The sequence below is a fragment of the Oleiphilus sp. HI0123 genome, from assembly GCF_001635315.1.
On sequence record NZ_LWGE01000701.1, the window covers coordinates 1 to 491 of the forward strand.

A 491-nucleotide genomic window follows, 5' to 3' on the forward strand; every position below is an offset into this window, starting at 1 on the left:
CGCCACACTTTATCGTGGCAACACCGGGGCGTTTGTCTGAATTGCTTGCCAGAGACCTGTTAGACCTTTCTTCGGTAGACATCCTGATACTTGATGAAGCAGACCGCTTACTCGACATGGGCTTTAGCGATGAGATTCTATCTATTTCAGAACACTGTCATCAACGGCGTCAAACGCAGCTCTATTCAGCAACACTAGCCAATAAAGCACTTCGAGGCCTGGCAGACCAGTTGCTAGATGAGCCAAAAGTGTATGAGCTAAACCAAACAAGCGATACTCACACATCAATTGATCAGCAAATCATCTTTGCTGACGATAACGCTCACAAATACCAACTACTATGCTGGCTACTAAGAAACGAAACATATCGTCACAGCATTGTCTTTTGTAACTCGAAAGAGCAAGTAGATCAGGTTTACCGTGTCATGCAGCAACAAGAAATTAGCGCTGGTGTATTACACGGAGACAAAGACCAGAAACAACGAAATCTC

At 44.6% G+C, this 491-nt stretch carries 1 protein-coding gene; it reads left to right on the forward strand.

Annotated elements, in window-relative coordinates; translation table 11 throughout:
- The coding region (locus A3761_RS06300) for a DEAD/DEAH box helicase (protein ID WP_156491670.1) at positions 1 to 491 on the forward strand (491 nt) is incomplete at both ends.